The 16662-nt window shown below is 62.0% G+C and carries 15 protein-coding genes; 7 read left to right on the top strand and 8 right to left on the bottom strand.

Annotated elements, in window-relative coordinates; translation table 11 throughout:
* Nucleotides 1-2: 2 nt before the first annotated feature.
* Nucleotides 3-1316: an MFS transporter gene (locus tag C5J26_RS03275; protein WP_105400485.1), complete on the bottom strand. Its 1314-nt coding sequence runs from the start codon at nt 1314-1316 to the stop codon at nt 3-5.
* A 76-nt stretch (nt 1317-1392) separates the two neighbouring features.
* Nucleotides 1393-1911, bottom strand: a complete 519-nt coding sequence (locus C5J26_RS03270) for a GNAT family N-acetyltransferase (RefSeq protein ID WP_105400484.1) — start codon at nt 1909-1911, stop codon at nt 1393-1395.
* 260 nt (nt 1912-2171) lie between these two features.
* Here C5J26_RS03270 and C5J26_RS03265 point away from each other — a divergent pair, with 260 nt between their 5' ends.
* On the top strand, nt 2172-3161 hold the full coding sequence (locus C5J26_RS03265; RefSeq protein WP_105400483.1) for a glutathione S-transferase family protein: 990 nt from the start codon (nt 2172-2174) through the stop codon (nt 3159-3161).
* Nucleotides 3162-3181: 20 nt separating this feature from the next.
* Here the strand turns inward: C5J26_RS03265 and C5J26_RS03260 are convergent, their stop codons facing one another.
* Nucleotides 3182-3670, bottom strand: coding sequence for an NUDIX domain-containing protein (locus C5J26_RS03260; protein ID WP_105400482.1), 489 nt, complete (start codon nt 3668-3670; stop codon nt 3182-3184).
* 65 nt (nt 3671-3735) lie between these two features.
* Here C5J26_RS03260 and C5J26_RS03255 point away from each other — a divergent pair, with 65 nt between their 5' ends.
* The 3 genes from C5J26_RS03255 to C5J26_RS03245 all read left to right on the top strand — a co-directional run bounded on the left by C5J26_RS03255 (nt 3736) and on the right by C5J26_RS03245 (nt 6121).
* On the top strand, nt 3736-4689 hold the full coding sequence (locus C5J26_RS03255; protein ID WP_105400481.1) for a metallophosphoesterase: 954 nt from the start codon (nt 3736-3738) through the stop codon (nt 4687-4689).
* Between the two features lie 98 nt (nt 4690-4787).
* Nucleotides 4788-5273 (top strand): RNA polymerase sigma factor, encoded by a 486-nt coding sequence (locus tag C5J26_RS03250; RefSeq protein WP_105400480.1) that lies wholly within the window; start codon nt 4788-4790, stop codon nt 5271-5273.
* A 2-nt stretch (nt 5274-5275) separates the two neighbouring features.
* The gene (locus C5J26_RS03245) at nt 5276-6121 is read left to right on the top strand and encodes an anti-sigma factor (RefSeq protein ID WP_105400479.1); all 846 of its coding nucleotides are present in this window, start codon (nt 5276-5278) and stop codon (nt 6119-6121) included.
* A 34-nt stretch (nt 6122-6155) separates the two neighbouring features.
* Here the strand turns inward: C5J26_RS03245 and C5J26_RS03240 are convergent, their stop codons facing one another.
* From C5J26_RS03240 to C5J26_RS03220, 5 genes are all read right to left on the bottom strand, one after another.
* The gene (locus C5J26_RS03240; RefSeq protein WP_245441044.1) at nt 6156-7310 is read right to left on the bottom strand and encodes a M20 aminoacylase family protein; all 1155 of its coding nucleotides are present in this window, start codon (nt 7308-7310) and stop codon (nt 6156-6158) included.
* Between the two features lie 227 nt (nt 7311-7537).
* Entirely contained in the window at nt 7538-9271 is a 1734-nt protein-coding gene (leuA, locus tag C5J26_RS03235; RefSeq protein ID WP_105400477.1) for a 2-isopropylmalate synthase, read from the bottom strand.
* A 324-nt stretch (nt 9272-9595) separates the two neighbouring features.
* On the bottom strand, nt 9596-9838 hold the full coding sequence (brnA, locus tag C5J26_RS03230) for a type II toxin-antitoxin system BrnA family antitoxin (RefSeq protein WP_206051148.1): 243 nt from the start codon (nt 9836-9838) through the stop codon (nt 9596-9598).
* The gene (locus tag C5J26_RS03225; protein ID WP_105400927.1) at nt 9807-10088 is read right to left on the bottom strand and encodes a BrnT family toxin; all 282 of its coding nucleotides are present in this window, start codon (nt 10086-10088) and stop codon (nt 9807-9809) included. Before C5J26_RS03225 ends, brnA begins: the two co-directional genes overlap by 32 nt.
* Nucleotides 10089-10126: 38 nt before the next feature.
* On the bottom strand, nt 10127-11305 hold the full coding sequence (locus tag C5J26_RS03220) for a benzoate/H(+) symporter BenE family transporter (RefSeq protein ID WP_105400476.1): 1179 nt from the start codon (nt 11303-11305) through the stop codon (nt 10127-10129).
* 284 nt (nt 11306-11589) lie between these two features.
* Here C5J26_RS03220 and C5J26_RS03215 point away from each other — a divergent pair, with 284 nt between their 5' ends.
* The 3 genes from C5J26_RS03215 (at nt 11590) to C5J26_RS03205 (ending at nt 16528) form a co-directional block, all read left to right on the top strand.
* Nucleotides 11590-12534, top strand: a complete 945-nt coding sequence (locus tag C5J26_RS03215; protein WP_105400475.1) for a sensor domain-containing diguanylate cyclase — start codon at nt 11590-11592, stop codon at nt 12532-12534.
* A 177-nt stretch (nt 12535-12711) separates the two neighbouring features.
* A complete protein-coding gene (locus tag C5J26_RS03210; RefSeq protein ID WP_172745738.1) occupies nt 12712-13683 on the top strand; it encodes a class I SAM-dependent methyltransferase in 972 nt (323 codons plus the stop codon).
* Between the two features lie 148 nt (nt 13684-13831).
* Nucleotides 13832-16528, top strand: coding sequence for an EAL domain-containing protein (locus C5J26_RS03205; protein ID WP_105400473.1), 2697 nt, complete (start codon nt 13832-13834; stop codon nt 16526-16528).
* Nucleotides 16529-16662: the final 134 nt, after the last annotated feature.

Here is a 16662-nt window from a genome sequence, read left to right as displayed (position 1 = left end):
TCTCAGGCGAGAGAGACCCGCCGCGTTTCCGCATTGATCATCGTAGCTGCAATCGCCGCGATCACCAGCAGGCCGGCAAAGATGCCGATCGTCAGGCCGAGCCCCTGAACCACGACGTAACCGACCAGCGACGGCGCCAGCAGGCCGCCGAGACGCGCCATGGCGCCGGCTGTGCCCATGCCGGTCGCGCGCGACGCGGTCGGGTAGAGCTCCGGCGTATAGGCGTAGAGCGCACCCCAGGTGCCGAGCAGCGCAAAGCTCATGATCAGCAGCGCGGCCCCGACCAGAAGGGCACTCGGCGCGACGACAAACATCAGGCAGCCAAGCGCCGAGAGCAGGCAGAAGCCGATCAGCGTTGGCTTGCGGCCCCATTTTTCCACGCCATAGGCGGCAAGCGCATAGCCTGGAAGCTGGGCAAGCGCGACCAGTACCAGAAAGCCGTAACCGCGCACAAAACCGAAGCCCTCGCCGGCGAGCCTCGCCGGCATCCAGGTAAAGACGCCGTAATAGGAGACCGAGACAAGGAACCAGATCGCCAGGATCATGATGCTGCGCTGGCGCAACTCGCCCGAGAAGATGCCGGTCGCCTTGACCGGCGGCGGCGGAACCAGGCTCGTGCCAGCCCCGAGCGGCGGACGACCGTTGACGACGAGCATCCGGTCGACGATCGCCCTCGCCTCGTCATTGCGGCCCGAGCGCATCAGGTAGAGCGGCGATTCCGGCACCAGGAAACGCAGGCCGATGCCGGCAATCGCCGGAATGGCGGTAACCGCAAAAATGTAGCGCCAGGCATCGGCAACGCCGGCAAGGCTTGCGGCCCAGGCGGCGAGCGCCACGATCAGCGTCCCGACTGCCCAGAAGCCTTCGAGCAGGACCAGCCAGCGGCCGCGGTTTCTGGCAGGCAGGAACTCCGCCATCATCGCATAATCGACAGGCAGCGTGCCGCCGACGGCAGCGCCGGTCAGGAAGCGCAGCAGAAGCAGGATGGTAAAATCCGGGGCAAAGATGGAGAGCGTGCCGAACAGCGCATCGCAGCCAACCGTGACGATCAGCACCCGGCGGCGGCCGATCCGGTCGGCAAGCCTTCCGAAACCGAGCGCGCCGAGCAGCATGCCGAAGAAGAAGGCCGTGCCGGTCTGCAGCGCCTGCGGTACGGTCAGCCCGAAAGTTGCCGCGATCGAGGCGGCGGTGAAACCGACCGCCAGCACCTGCATCGCATCGGCCGTCCAGACGAGGCCGAAAACACCCATCAGCCGTCGCTGATAGGTCCCCGCTCCGGCGCGATCGAGCGCCTCGTCCATGGTGATTGCTGTCATGCGCCCGGTCCCCCGCTTCGACGAATCGTACGGCCGGCTTTCGCCGACCGATCCCCATCTGCTTAAAGGAAACGGCCTATTCGCGCCAGCCGATGACGCCCTTGAGGCGGGCATGCACGTCGGCTGCGATCGGCACGACCAGAACCCGGCCTGGATCGACAGGTCCCGGAAATTCCAGCGCGCCATAGGCGACCTTCTCGAACCCGAGCGGGCCGTAATAAGGCGGGTCGCCGACGAGGATCACCGTTTCCGAACCCTGGCGCCTCGCCGCTTCGACGGCGATCCGCACCAGTTCCCGGCCGATGCCCTGATTCTTGTGCGACGGCCGCACCGCAAGCGGCCCGAGCAGATGGCCCTTCACCGAACCCGCATGGACCGGCGTCATCCTCACCGAAGCGATCGTTTCGCCGTCATCGGCACAGACGAAGGAGAGTGTCCGGTCATGCGGCCCCTGCTCGCGGATGCGGGCGGCGGCGCGGGTATGGCGCCCGGGGCCGAAGGCTTCCGCGTTGATGAGTTCGATGACCTCATCATGGGATACATCTTCCGTGAGATAAACGAGTTCGTGCTTATAGAGGGCGCTGTGCTGAGACATGAAGGACCGAAGCCGTAGATTGAGAGCGGACAGGACAAGGGATCTCGATGACGCCTGTTCAAGCGTCGTGGTCGATGATCAGCGTCGTCGCAGTGTCCGCACTTCGGTCATGGAGGAAAGTATCCTTAAAATCCGGAAAGCGAATTAGCAGGAAAAATTTCCCGCGTCCAACGCAAAAACACACCGTTCATAAAATCCTGCCTCGTATTCGGCAGCCGGTGCCGTATCTATCACCTCAAGGAAAATCCGAGGAGATAACCATGGGCAGGCTCGTCGAAGGAAGATGGCAGGACGTCTGGTACGATACCAAGGAAAACAAGGGCCATTTCAAGCGGGCCGAATCGCAGTTCCGCAACTGGGTGACCGCGGACGGTTCCGCCGGTCCCTCCGGCAAGCCAGGTTTCAAGGCCGAAGCCGGGCGCTACCATCTCTATGTTTCCTATGCCTGCCCCTGGGCGCACCGCACCCTGATCTTCCGCAAGCTGAAGAAGCTCGAGGACCTGGTCTCGGTCTCGGTCGTCGATTACCTGATGCTGGAGAACGGCTGGGAGTTCCGGAAACGTGACGGCGCCACCGGCGACGACCTGTTCGGCTCGGACTATCTCTACCAGGTCTACCTGAAGGCCGATCCGAACTATTCCGGCCGCGTCACCGTGCCGGTCCTGTGGGACAAACTTGAGAACACCATCGTCTCGAACGAGAGTTCCGAGATCATCCGCATGTTCAACAGCGCCTTCGACGGCCTGACCGGTTCCACGGCGGATTTTTATCCCCAAGCTCTGCGCGGCGAGATCGATGACCTGAACGCGCTCGTCTACGACACGGTGAACAATGGCGTCTACAAGGCAGGTTTCGCGACCGTCCAGGACGCCTACGAAGCGGCCGTCACCCGGTTGTTCAAAACGCTCGACATTCTGGAGCAGCGCCTGTCAGGCAGCCGCTACCTGTTCGGCGACACCACGACCGAGGGAGACTGGCGCCTGTTCACCACGCTGCTGCGCTTCGATCCGGTCTATGTCGGCCACTTCAAGTGCAACATCCGCCGCATTGCGGACTACCCGAACCTGTCCGGCTATCTCGCTGATCTCTATCAGCAACCGGGCATCGCCGAGACCTGCAACCTGTTCCACATCAAGCACCACTATTATGGGAGCCACAAAACCATCAACCCGACCGGCATCGTCCCCGTCGGCCCGCTGATGGACCTCGACGCGCCGCATGGGCGGGAGAAGGTGAAACGGGTGGCTTGATGTTTTGGGGCGTCAGCGCCTCACCAGTAATCCGCCCGCTCAACCTCGCCCTTCAACTCCCGCAACCGCCGCAGCGTCGCGGCGGTCGTCTCCTCCGGCAGCGCATCGAGCGCAAAGAACCCGCTCTCAGCAATCTCCCGATCCGGCGCACGCGGCTTCGTCTGCTCCACCGTCACCCGATAGAACAGCACGTGGTCGCGTTTGCTGGCATTGCGATTGTAATAGGCGTGAAAGAGCGAAATCTCCCCGCAGATCTCCAGATTGCCTTCCTCGCGTAGTTCCTTGCGCAACGCCTCGAGCACCGTCTCCCCGCGCTCGACGCCACCGCCCGGCATGTACCAGCCGGGAACATAGGTATGACGCACGAGGAAGATGCGGCCTTCGCCGTCGAAGCAGGCGGCGCGCACCCCGAGCGTCATGCCGCGCGTCAGCATGAAGACACGGTGCAGCAGCCAGACGACGATCCGGGTCCGCCCGTTGCGGATTTCCGGCACCCCTTCGCCACTCATTCATAACTCCGGGAGCGCCCAGAAAATCGATAACGATTTCTGCACTCATGCGTTATGTGTGCGCCATGTTCAAATTCGCGCATATTTCCGACATCCATCTGGGGCCGCTTCCAAACCTGACGCTTCGCGAGCTTTTCTCGAAGCGGATCACCGGTTTTGTGAACTGGCACCGCAATCGGCGCAAGCACCTTTTCGTCAACACGCTCGACCTGCTTTTGAGCGATTTGAAGACGCGCGAACCGGACCAGCTCGTCATCACCGGCGATCTCGTCAACCTGGCGACCAAGATCGAGACGCGGCTTGCCGGCGAGTGGCTGCGCACCATCGGCGACCCCTATGATACGACTTTCGTGCCCGGCAACCACGATGCCTATGTGCCGGGCGCGCACGACAAGTCGGTCAACGAATGGTATCCGTTCATCAAGAGCGACGACGACCCCGCCGAATGGCCCGAAGACGACCACATCTTTCCGACCCTGCGCTGTCGGGGTCCGATCGCCATCATCGGCTGCTCGACCTCCAATGCCACCCTGCCCTTTTCGGCCTCAGGATATTTCGGCTCGCGCCAAGCCCGCGAGACGGTCAACCTGTTGAAGAAAGCGGGAGACGAAGGCCTCTTCCGGGTGGTGCTGATCCACCATCCGCCAATCCGCGGTGCCGCCTCCTCGCACAAGCGCATGCTCGGCATCCGCCGGTTCGCAGCGGCGATCTCCACCGGTGGCGCAGAACTGGTGCTGCATGGGCATACGCATCTCAACACGCTCTACTGGCTGCGAAGCCATACCGGCAACGTGCCGGTGGTCGGCATCGCGTCGGCCTCCCAGGGACCTGGCGGACACAAGCCGCGCGCCGCCTACAACCTCTTCACGCTCTCCGGCGAGCCCGGTGCCTGGAACCTTCTTTGCGACCGTTATGGCCTCACGGAACGGGGCGACGGCGTTACGCTCGACAACAGCCGCCTTCTCTACGGTGAGGAGCCAGCGACGATGTCGATTCCGCAAGTCGCGAGAATGTTGTAGAATCAATGGCGGGATTGTTGCGGAATCGCCACAATCCCGTCATAGCTATGAGTTCGTTCCGGTTATTGAAGTAGATCACAGGTAAGCCGCTCCTATACATGACCCAGCCGAGCCCATCGACCGACATCCGGCGCGATCTCGTAGCGCTCCTGCCGCGCCTGCGCCGTTTTGCGTTGACGCTGACGGGAAGTGCGGCCGAGGCCGATGATCTGGTGCGTGGAGCGGCCGGCCGGGCGATCCAGAAAAGCCATCACTGGAAGGGCGAAGGCCGGCTGGAAAGCTGGCTTTTCAGCATGATCCGCAGCACATTCGTGGACGAAGCCAAGAAGCGCCGTCGCGCCGAGGGCAATGCCGCCGACGACGCTTCCACCGCCGGAAGTTCCCGTCCATCGAAGAAGGACGCCCTCGCTTGTCTGCCGGACGGGCTGGCGAGCGTTTTCCTGCTCGCCGATGTGGAAGGTTTCGCCTATGCGGAGGCGGCCGCCATTCTCGGCATCCAGCCGGATCTCTTTGCCGCCCGCCTTTGCACCGCACGTCTCAGCCTGGCGGCGGCCGCCGCCGAAACGAGCGAGCGGAGAGCGTGAGGATGAACATCCCCCAGCCCTCGCCGCTCGAACTGCGGCTTTCCGCCTATATCGATGGCAGGGCCAGCGACGACGACAGGCATGACGTCGAGGAACTGCTGGTCAACGACCCGCAGGCCCGGTCCCTGCACGACGCGCTGAAGCGCGGCGCCGATCTCGGAAGGCGCGCATTTGACGACATGCTGAAGGAGCCGGTGCCGCTCGATCTGGTGCGCACCATCAAGAATGCGCCGCTGCCGCGCCGGGCCGTACGCCTGCCGCAGGGGCCGCGCCCGACGCTTTCCTTCAAGCCGTCCGGCCTGCAGGCAGTGGCCGCCTGCGCCCTGTTTTTCGTATTCGGCGGCGGGATCGGCTATATGATCGGCGGCAACCCCGCGGTGCCGCAGTTTTCGATGATCTCCATGCCCGGCACCAGCAGCCGCGACTGGCTGGACGATATCATCGCCCATTACCGCCTCTATGCGCGCCAGACCAATCACCTTGCTGAAATCCCGGCCGACAGGCCCGCCGATATCCTCGAATGGCTGACCACCAATACCGGCGTCGGTTTTCGGATCCCCGATCTCAGCGACAGCGGCCTGACCTTCCAGGGCGCCCGCCTGTTTGCCGCCGGCGGCGGGCCGGTCGGCCAGCTTCTCTACCGCCGGACCGACGGCGAAGGAGACGGCGACGTGATCGCCATTTCCTTCACCAAGACCCGGCCCGAGGGCAATCGCTCGATCGAGGAAATCCGCAACGACACCGGCCTCGTCTCCTGGGTCACGCCGCTGGCCACCTACATGATCGTCGGCCCGTCGTCTGCGGCCGACCTGGATGATATCGCGGCAAAGGCGGCGGGGCTGATTTAAGAAAGCTTCGGTCGAACCGGGTTTATCTCGCTCGCTACAGCGGCATTCCGCCCTCTATCAATGATCTGAAATAGGCTACGCCGTACGGGATCGCGGCATCGTTGAAGTCGTAGCGTGGATCGTGTACGGACGCAGTGTCACCGTTGCCGATGAGCATGATGTTGCCCGGCACCTCCTCCAGCATGAACGCGAAATCCTCCGATCCCATGAGCGGCGTGAGCTCGCCGTTCACATGCGCGTCCCCGACCAGGGCCCTTGCCGCATTGACCGCAAACAGCGTCTCGCGAACGTGGTTCACCGTCGGCGGATACATCCGCCTGTAGCGTACGTTGGCCTTCGCCTCGTAGGCTTCCGCCACCTTTTCGGCGATGGTGATCACCCGTGTCTCGATGAGATCCCGCAGCGACGGGTCGAAAGTCCTTGTCGTACCGGTAAGATCCGCGAATTGCGGGATGACGTTGCCGGCCTTGCCGCCATTCAGGGCGCCGACGGTCACCACGGCGCATTTCATCGGGTCGACATTCCGCGACACGATGGTCTGAAGCGCCAGAACGATGTTGGCTCCGACGACGAGCGGATCGATGCTGACATGCGGCGAAGCGCCATGTGCACCCTTGCCTTCGATGCGGATGCGAAAACCGTCCGCGGATGCTCCGATCGGTCCGCTGGCGGTTGCGAAATGACCGATCGGCAGCCCGGGCTCGGTATGCATGGCATAAACTTCATCGATACCGAACCGGGATATCAGTCCGTCGTCGATCATCGCCTTTGCGCCGGCGCCCCCTTCTTCGGCCGGCTGGAAGATGACGGCTGCGGCGCCATCGAAACGGCGCGTCCGCGCCAGCTCCCTCGCAGCCCCGAGCAGCATGGCGGTGTGGCCGTCGTGACCGCAGGCATGCATTCTGCCCTGGGTTTTCGAGGCCCAGGGCAGGCCCGTCATTTCCTCCATCGGCAAGGCATCCATGTCGGCCCTCAAGCCGATGACCTTGCCGCTTGTCCGTTTCTGCCCGTGGATGACACCGACAACACCGGTCCGGCCGATTTCGGTGACGATCTCGTCGCACCCGAATTCCTCGAGTTTCGTTGCGACGAACGAAGTGGTTCTGTGAACGTCGTAGAGCAGTTCCGGATGCGCGTGCAGATCACGCCGCCATTCAACGACTTCGATGTAATCCTCTTCTGATTTCATGGTCATGCTCCGCCTGAATGCTGTGCACGGAACCTGCCTGCAGCCGTTTTGCGCAAGGAAGCTTCGGCAGACGCCGGCATCGAATGGGCCGTGATGCCGGCGACGCAAATGCCACCCGCACCCCGATTGTCGGAACGAGATTGAACTGTCGAGTTGTCAGGAAGCCGTTAGGGCCGCCATTTCAGGCGACCCGTCCGCAGCCTTGCGGCCGATCAGGTATTCGGCCTTCACCCCTTCGCCGCCAGCACCCGGTTCGCCGCCGAGACGATTGCCTCCAGCGAGGCTGCGACGATGTTCTTGTTGATGCCGGCGCCGAACAGTTTTCCGTTCGGGTGCTCCATCTCCACATAGGCGATGGCGGACGCGTTCGAGCCGTGCTGCAGCGAATGTTCGGAATAGTCGGCGACCGAAAGTTCTATGCCCAGATAGGTCGACAGCGCGTTGATGAAGCCGTCGATCGGTCCCGTGCCCGTGCCTTCAATACGCTTCGTCTCGCCACCGTCGGTGATCTCCGCTGCGACGACGCGAACGCCCTTGTGATCGACCCCGGCCGGAAAGGTGTGGTGATCGACGAACTTCAGCCGTCCGCCGGGCTGCTCGACATAGCGCTCGATGAAGCTTTCATAGATGCGCTTGGCAGGAAGCTCCACGCCCTCTTCGTCGGTGATCCGCTGGATCTCCTCGCGGAACTCCACCTGCAGGTTACGCGGCAGATTCAGGCCGTAATCCTCGGAGAGGATATAGGCGATGCCGCCCTTGCCCGACTGCGAGTTGATGCGGATGATCGCCTCGTAGGAACGGCCGACATCGCGCGGGTCGATCGGCAGGTATGGTACTTCCCAGACCGGGTGATTGGCAACCTTGATGGCCTTCATGCCCTTGTTGATCGCATCCTGGTGCGAGCCGGAAAAGGCCGTATAGACCAGTTCGCCGACATAAGGATGCCGTTCGGGAATGACCATCTGGTTGGAATATTCGTAGACCGCCTTGATCCGCTCGATATCGGAGCAATCCAGTTCCGGATCGACGCCCTGCGTGTACATGTTCAAGGCCAGCGTCACCACGTCGACATTGCCGGTGCGCTCGCCATTGCCGAACAGCGTGCCTTCGACACGGTCCGCACCCGCCATCAGGCCGAGCTCGGTCGCAGCGATACCGGTGCCGCGGTCGTTATGCGGATGCAGCGAGATGATGATGTTTTCGCGTTTGTCGAGATTGCGGCACATCCATTCGATCTGGTCCGCGTAGACGTTCGGGGTCGCCATCTCCACCGTCGAGGGCAGGTTGAGGATCAGCTTGTCTTCGGCAGTCGGTCTGATCACCTCAGTGACGGCATTGCAGATTTCCAGCGCCACTTCCAGTTCGGTGCCGGTAAAGCTTTCCGGCGAATACTGGAAACGAAAACCCCCATTTGCACCATTGGCGGCCTTCGCTGCCATGTCGGTGATCATCTTGGCCGCGTCCACCGCGATCTGCTTGATACCGGCGACGTCCTTGGCGAACACCACGCGGCGCTGCAGCTCGGAGGTCGAGTTGTAGAAGTGGATGATCGGCTTGTGGGCGCCTTCCAGAGATTCGAAGGTGCGGGTGATCAGTTCCGGCCGGCACTGGACCAGGACCTGCATGGACACGTCTTCCGGCACACCGCCCTCTTCCACGCACCAGCGGGCGAAGTCGAAGTCCGTCTGCGAGGCGGATGGGAAACCGATCTCGATTTCCTTGAAGCCCATGTCGAGCAGCATGCGGAACATGCGGGCCTTGCGGTCATGGCCCATCGGGTTGACCAGAGACTGGTTGCCGTCGCGCAGATCGACCGAACACCAGATCGGCGCCTTGGTGATGGTTTTCGTGGGCCAGGTGCGGTCGGGAATGTTGATGGGCGGATAAGCGCGGTATTTCATAGCCGCGTCGGGCATTCCGGATTTATGGCCGGATTTCGGGGAATGGGTCTTGGCGTCCATTGTCGTCGTCTCTTCTCGCTTCACGCGTCGCTCGGCACCCGTCTGGGGAATTGGCCGTCGTCGATGCGGACCTTTTAGCGGTCTTTGGTGGCTCGGTCTTGAATGTTCGTGAGAGGAGCTCTTATGCCGGGCGGGCCTTCGGCCGCCGGGCGCTCCTCAACGGACCCGGCAACCGCGCGTAAGGTCGAGGCTAAGAAGCGAGGAAAGCGCAAATACCGTCGTCCCGGCCGCGATGCGGCGGGTAGACGAACGGTCGGACATGATTGCGCCTGTCATGGTCATGGGCAGGATGTATACCTGCACGCAACGGAGGAGGCAAGTGGGCTATTTGGACTGACGTGACGCCTCAAGGCGCTCTTTGATCCACTGTGTCATGAGAGATTCCCGCGTCACGCCGAGCCGTTCCGCTTCCTTGTCCAGATCGCGCAGCATCCACACCGGCAGATCGATATCGACGTGCTTCAGTTCGAGATTGGGACGGCTTGCTTTCGACCAGTCGAGATATTCGCTGATATCCTCGCCATTGTCGAATTTCTCATCGAGTTCTGCTGCTGTGATGGTCTTCATAGTGCTGCCTTTCCATTTCTCGTGCTCGCCGCACTGAAATGATCCGGATGGCATCGTTTCTTTCAGTGTAGAATACAACCCACAGCTTGTCGCCAAGTTTCGCGATAAGCGCCGAGCGAAGCTCTCCGACAGACTTGGCCGGAACCGTAATCGAGCCATTATCCAGCCAGAGGGCCTGAGCTTCGATAAAATCGATTCCGTGCTTGTCTTTATTGGAAGCACTCTTTCCCGGATCGAACTCGAATTCCATGAACAATCCGGCTAGCGACAGATACAACCCAAAGAAGACTAAGCCCTTTTCACCACCTTCTGCAATCCCATCATCACCCCGCCAGCCACGAGCCCCCAGAATGCCCCGGAAATCCCCGCAAACGAAAGACCCGACGCCGTCACGAGGAAGGTGATCGCCGCGGCTTCGCGCGTTTCCGGGTCGCGATAGGCCGCAAAGGCCGCATTGGCAAAGGCGCCGATCAGTCCGAGACCTGCCACCGCCTGCAGCAGGATCGGCGGCGCCAGCGACACGAAGGCGATGATGCCGCCGGCGATCAGGCCGAACACGATGTAACCGAAGCCGGCGACGATCGCCGCCCAGTAGCGTTTTGCGGGATCGGGGTGGGCATCCTCGCTGGCGCACATCGCCGCTGTGATCGCCGCCATGTTGACCGGCACGCCGCCGACCAGCCCGCCGAGGATCGAGAAGATGCCGGTGCCGACAAACATCACAACTGCCGGCGGCTCGTAGTGATGCACCTTCAAGATCGCCATGCCGGGTATGTTCTGCGAGGCCATGGTGACGATGAACAGAGGCAGCGCCACCGAGATCATCCCGTGCAGGGTGAAGACCGGCGTAACGAAGGTGAGGCCCGGATGGATCGCCGCGCCGATCTGCGCCATCGCGTCCGGTGCAAGGTCGACGCCGAAGATCAGCACCAGGATCAACGCGCCGAGCGACGCCGGCACCGCCCATAGCCGCCACCTGGAAACCACCACCATCCAGGTCAGCACGATCGGCAGGCCGAGCGCCGCATTGAAGGCGACAGCCTTCACCGGCGCAAGGCAAAGGCTGAGCAGAATACCGGCCAGCATGGCATTGGCGAGCGGCGCCGGAATCAGCCGGATCGCCCGGCTGAGCGGCCGGAACAGGCCGGAGAGAATGATCAGTACGCCGCAGACCACAAAGGCGCCGACCACGGCCGGAAATCCGCCCTCGATCATGCTGATGCCGGACAGAAGCGCCGCTCCCGGCGTCGACCAGGCGATGCTGATCGGCATCCGGTACCAGCTCGAGAACACGATCGCCAGCAAACCCATCGAAATCGATTGCGCCAGGAGAGCCGAGGCGATTTCCGGCGCGGTCGCCCCCATCGCCTGCAGCCCCTGCATGATGACCGCAAACGAGCTGATGAACCCGACAAAGGCAGTGAGCAGCCCCATCATCAGGGCCGAAACGGAAAAATCCTTGAACATGCGGGCGGGGACTCATGAATTTGAAAGTCCGCAATCGAACATAGGCCCGCCGGCAAAGGCAAGGCGCGTTTGCCGCAAAAGGGTACGGCCGAGATGGAAAGCCATGGCTGCAGCCAGCCATTTGTCTTTGCCGGCTGCCGCTCCCGCCTTTATTCGTGCCTGCGAATATTCGCATCTGTTGATAATTTGGAAGGAGTTTGGCGGTAGTCTCCGGACCGTGCGCCCGTTGCTTCCGGTCGGTCCGGCCATGCAGCCCGGATTGCATCAACGCCCCGGGAACCGCAATGACGGCAGCTCACCTTGCGCCAGAGATCGAGATCGGACAGGAAACCGCCTTTTCCCGCGATCAGCTTTATTTCATCCTGTCGGCGCTCCCGGATCCCTGTTTCGTCCTGACCCGCAGCGGCCGTTATGCGGCGCTCTTCGGCGGCAAGGACACCCGATATTATCACGAGGGCAGCTATCTCGTCGGCAAGAGCCTCTACGACGTCCTCGTCGTCGAGAAGGCGCAACGCTTCGTGCGGGAGATCGAAAAGGCGCTCGCCTCGCGTGCCCTGCATATCATCGAATACAGCCTCTCCGGCAGCGACGTGAAGGGGCTACAGAACGACGGTCCAGCCCACCCGATCTGGTTCGAGGGACGCTTGCAGGCGCTCGATTTCCAGGTCGACGGCGAGGATGCGATCGTCTGGGTCGCCAGCAACATCACGGAAAAGAACGCCGTCGAGAACCAGTTGCGCCACCAAAGCGAAACTGATGCACTGACCGGCTTCTTCAATCGCCGAAAGCTGATGGACGTGCTCGCCCTGAAGTTCGAGCTTTTTCGGGACGAGCATATCCCGACGTCCGTCTTCATGTTCGACATCGACCACTTCAAGACCGTCAACGACGAGCTTGGACATGCGATGGGCGATGCGGTTCTGAAAGCGATCGCCGGCGTCTGTCGCCTGGAATTGCGCAAGACCGACTTTCTCGCCCGCCTCGGCGGCGACGAGTTCGTCGTGGTCATGCCCGCCACCCGGCAGGAGCACGGCATCGTCATCGCCAACCGGTTGCGCCAGCGCGTCGCCACCGAGGTCCGGGAAGCGCTTGGCCATCACGCCACGATCAGCGGCGGCTTGAGCGAATTTCTGCCGGCCGACGCCTCCTCCGAGGACATTCTGAAACGCGCCGACGACGGCCTCTACCGTTCCAAGCGTGCCGGCCGGAACCTTATCAGCCCTGCATAGGCACGACCGAAATCCCCTCCGATACAAAGCAGAATACCGTGCATCGGCGACACGCGTGGATTGGCAAGCGCCATTCCCAATTATCACCACATACTCCATCGGTAGATCATCACTTTAGGCATGTTGTTGAAGATCGGTATCCTCGGCAAATTGCAGTCATCTTTGGCGGAGCACGCGATGACCTGCTTTTCCTGCGGTGGGCAAACTGCCCCGTGGACGTATATGCCGCTCGACCCGTTAAAGGGCGCCGAAAACCCCCACAAAGATTTCGTGGTCTGCACGGAATGCGGGCTGGGCGCCGTCAGCCCCATGCCCAGTTCGGAAGAAATTCCGTCTTTTTATGATACCGCCCGGTATTACACCCACGGGCAGAGCCATCTCGCGGAGGTCAATCAGACCCTCCTCGACAGGGCGCTGCTCCACGCCGCCTGGCGCCTCGACAAGGGCCAGTCGCTCGATCCCGAGCGCATCGCCAAGGATCTGCCGCCAGGCGCCTCGATCTGCGACCTCGGCTGCGGCGGCGGTGATCTCCTCGGCCGTTTCAAGGCGCTCGGCTTCAACGTTCTCGGCGTCGAGCCGGATGCAGCGGCAAGAGCCGAGGCAGCCAAGGCGGGCATCACGGTGCTTGCGGGCACCTGCGAGGAGCTTCCCGCCGATCTCAAAGGACAGAGCTGCGATCTCGTGATCATGCGCCATGTGCTGGAACATTGCCGCGACCCGATCCTGGCGCTCCAGAAGGCCTTCTTCCTGACGCGTCCTGGTGGGATACTGTTTTGCGAAGTGCCCAACTGCGCAGCCACCCATTTCAAAAGCCTCGGCGTCTGCTCGGCCATGTTCGACGCGCCGCGTCATCTCTACTTCTTCACGCCCTCCTGTCTTCGCAAGGCGATCGGCCTTGGCGGCTTCACCTTCTCCAGCTTCCAATACATGGGTTATACCCGCCACCACCATGCGAGCTGGCGGCAATGGGAGACCTCGATCTACGACCGGACCCGCGAATATACCGCCCATCCTTCAGGCCGGCGGCATACGGTGCTGCGGTCGATCCAGCTTCTTCTTTCGACGGCCTTTGCCTCCGACGAGAAGAAATACGATTCCGTCGCCGTCTACGGGCGCCGGCCGGGCACGCCGGAGCACACGCCGGTATAGAACTCTCATACGCCGATGCGGCCAGCGTTTTTCCCACGCTGTCGGTCTTTGGATCGGAGCTATCCGCACCAAATCTAACTGACGCAGGGATAAATTAGACAATCTTAAATTTTGTCGGCGACAGTGGGGGACACCATCGGAAATCCCAATGACCTCGCTGCCCTTCATCTCGAAATCGAAATCGTCTGGTCTTCAGTTCTTCGGCCTCGGCTATTTCTTTCCGGCCATCCTTGCTGTTGCCGGCCTCTTGGTCGGGGTGGTCCGCGCTGATATCGAGAAACGCGAACAATACCACGTGGCGCAGCAGGTCAAGGCAGCCGAGCAACTGGCCCGGGTTGCGGCCAGCCTAGAGACCAATATCCGCGGCAACGTCAACCTGATATATGGGCTCATCGCAGCGATCGCCGCCAATCCGAACATGAACCAGCCGCAGTTCACGGCGCTCTCTGAGCGGGTTTTCGGGGTTCCGTCGCAGCTGCGCAACGTGGTCGCCGCCAAGGATCTGGTAGTCGGCCTTGTCTATCCCGAAGAGGCGAACAAGAAGGCCCTCGGTCTCGACTACCGCACCAACGAGCTCCAGCGGGATGCCGTGATGAGAGCCGTCGAGCGGCGGACGCTCGTCATCACCGGTCCGGTCAATCTGGTGCAAGGCGGCCAGGGGCTGATTGCCCGCTATCCGGTCTTCTCGCTTGCCAACGGCCGGTTCTGGGGTGTCGTTTCGGCTGTCATCGACCTCGACAGGCTCTACACGGACAGCAACGTCAATACCCAGCGTCAAGCACTGGACATCACAATCTCGCAGCGGCCCATCCCCGCCGAGCGCGACATTTTCCTTGGAAAGGGCGCCATATTTTCGCAAGATCCCGTCAAGTCGAGAATCGAGCTCGGTTACGACACATGGTATCTCGCCGCAGTCCCGAAAGGTGGATGGCAGGGCTCGCCGCCGGACATCTTCAGCTTCCGGATCACCGCCCTTCTGATCGCCTTCTGCATCGCCGCTCCGCTCATCTGGGCGGGGCTGTTGATGAAGCAGCGGCACGGCAACATCCTTACTCTGCAGCAGCGCGAGGAACAGCTGGAAACGCTGTCCCAGCGCCTCGAACTGGCACTTCAGGCTTCGGGTGTCGGCGTGTGGGAATACGAACCTTCGACCGACACGCTGATCTGGGACCAGCGCATGCGCGAGCTCTACGACGCGCCGCCGGATAGTGATGTCCTCGAATACGTGGACTGGCGCGATGCGCTGCATCCCGACGACAGAGAAGCCGCCGAGATCTGCTTCCGCAAGGCGCTCAAGGATGAAACGGGCTATCGTACCGAGTTCCGCGTCGTCTCCCGGAGCGGCGAGATCCGCCACATCCGTGCGCACGGAGCCACCTACCGGACCGCAGGAGGCGTCAAGCGGGTGGTCGGTGCCAACTGGGACGTCACCAGGGACGTCACGTTGCATTCCGAACTGCGGCTGGCACAGACGAAAGCCGAATTGCAGAACGACGAACTGCGTTCGGCAAGGCGCACACTCGAACACCAGTCGCTGCACGACGCCCTGACGGGCCTGCCGAACCGGCGCTTCCTCGACCAGTTCATGACCGCCGGAGAGAACCAGGCTGCGGGCCACCGGCTGGCATTTATCCACATCGATCTCGATCGCTTCAAGGAAGTCAACGACACGCTCGGCCATGCGGCGGGCGATGCGGTCCTGAAGGCTGCCACGACCCGCCTGCTCGAACTGATCGACCACGACGAGTTCGCCTCGCGTATCGGCGGTGACGAATTCGTCGTCGTGACCGGCGGTGCGGAGCCGCAGCGCCGGGCGGAATACCTCGCCCAGTCGATCGTCAACACCCTTGCCCGCCCCATCGATATCGGCGGGCATGAATGTCGCATCGGCTGCAGCGCCGGCATCGCCTGGCAGTCGGCAGCCGGCGAGGAGCTGAGCCAGTTGCTGATCAATGCCGATATCGCGCTCTATGAAGCCAAGAAACGCGGCCGCAACCGTGTCGAGGTTTTCTCAAAGGAACTGCGCTCGGCGGTCGTGTTGCGCAAGCGCATGTCCGACGAGTTCCTGAGCGCGCTCGAAGACGACCAGATCATCCCGTTTTTCCAGCCCCAGTTCGATGCGCATTCGCTCGACATAGTCGGCGTCGAGGCGCTGGCCCGCTGGCAGCATCCTAAACGCGGCCTGCTGGCGCCGGACAGTTTCCTGGCGATCGCCGAGAGCCTGCACCGGTCGGCCGATATCGATGCGATCATTCTCGAAAAGGCACTCTTCCAATCGGTGAGATGGAGGGCGCTCGGCCTCGAGATCCCGCATCTTTCCGTCAACATCTCGGCCCAGCGCCTGAAGGACGAGAGGCTGTTCAAACGGCTGGCCGAATTGCCGATCGCGCCCGGAACCCTGTCGTTCGAACTTCTCGAATCGATCTCCTTCGAGGATCAGGACAAGGAACTGAGATCCGCCATCCTCGATCTCAAGGCGCTCGGGATCGATATCGAAATCGACGATTTCGGCACCGGCCATGCCTCGATCGTCAGCCTTCTCGAACTCGGGCCCAAGCGGCTGAAGATCGACCGCAAGCTGATTGCACCGCTCGAAGCCGCCGGCTCGCAGCGCCGGCTGGTCGCCTCGATCATCGAGATCGGCCGCTCCCAGGGCATCGAGATCGTCGCCGAAGGGGTTGAGACGGCAGCGCATGTCGACATCCTGCGCAGCCTCGGCTGCCAGACCCTGCAGGGATACGTCTTCGCAAAACCGATGCCGGCCAACGAGTTCATCACTTTCGCGACGGACTGGCGGGCAGGCAACCACACGTGGTTCGCGCCATCGGTAGCGCTGGTCGACTGAGCGAACCGCCTTCGGAAAAAATCGAACATCGCAAGACAGAGCGACCGGCTCGACCACCAGACCGGCCTTTGAAACCTTCTGCAAGCTAATGTTATTGGTCAACCATTCGTCAAACCGGTAAGTTTGTGACAAAC

The sequence above is a fragment of the Neorhizobium sp. T7_12 genome, assembly GCF_002968535.1.
In the GTDB taxonomy this organism is placed as follows: Bacteria; Pseudomonadota; Alphaproteobacteria; order Rhizobiales; family Rhizobiaceae; genus Neorhizobium; species Neorhizobium tomejilense.
Note: the sequence above shows the minus strand (reverse complement) of the source record. Positions and strands in the feature narration are given on the sequence as shown.